This window comes from Rhodococcus sp. T2V, assembly GCF_029269925.1.
GTDB classification, from domain to species: domain Bacteria; phylum Actinomycetota; class Actinomycetes; order Mycobacteriales; family Mycobacteriaceae; genus Rhodococcus_F; species Rhodococcus_F koreensis.
This window is the reverse complement of record NZ_JARJBD010000333.1, coordinates 1-818: the sequence shown is the minus strand read 5'-3', so window position 1 is coordinate 818 and position 818 is coordinate 1. Positions and strand designations below refer to the sequence as shown.

Below are 818 nucleotides of genomic sequence, written 5' to 3'. Positions count from 1 at the left end.
CGACCGGTCCCGGCTCCGCGCTTCCGGCCATGGCGTGGGACGCGGCCCGCGCCGCGGCAGGCGAGGTGGCCGGACTGCTGCCCGCGGCGTTGGGCACCGTGGACCGCGCCTTGCACGGCAAGGGTGGGGCGGTCTCGCTCACCGCGCCGCACACCCTGTTCAACGTGCCGATCAGCGGGGCCCGTCACGTCGCCGCCCGGTCGTTCCCCATCGAACGGATCCGGCTGCTGGCCAAGCACGCCGACGCCACCATCAACGACATCGTGCTGACGATGTGCGCGGGCACCCTGCGGGCCTACCTGCACACCCGCGACGCGTTGCCGGACAACCCGCTGATCGCGATGGTCCCCGTGTCGCTGCGCGCGCCGGAGACCGGAACCGGTGACCGCACTCCCGGAGGCAACCGGGTGGGAGTGCTCATGTGCAACCTGGCCACCCACCTTCCCGACCCCGCGCACCGCCTCGAGACGGTGCGCAACTGCATGAACGAGGGCAAGGCCGCGCTGCAGGCGATGAGCCCCGCCCAGGTGCTCGCGATGAGCGCCCTCGGCGCCGCCCCGCTCGGAGTCGAGATGTTCCTCGGCCGACGGGGGCCGCTGCGCCCGCCGTTCAACGTCGTCATCTCCAACGTCGCCGGACCGCGAACCCCGTTGTACTGGAACGGCGCCCGCCTCGAATCCCTCTACCCGCTCTCGATCCCCACCACCGGGCAGGCACTCAACATCACCTGCACCAGCAGCGACGACCAGATCGTCTTCGGCCTCACCGGCTGCCGCCGCACCGTCCCGGATCTGCACCCCATGCTCGACCACCTCGAC

Annotated in this window: 1 protein-coding gene; it reads left to right on the top strand. The window is 71.9% G+C overall.

Going from position 1 to position 818, the window contains the following annotated elements:
• Positions 1-818: WS/DGAT domain-containing protein (locus P3H15_RS54215; protein WP_276144859.1), on the top strand; the 818-nt coding region annotated here is incomplete at both ends.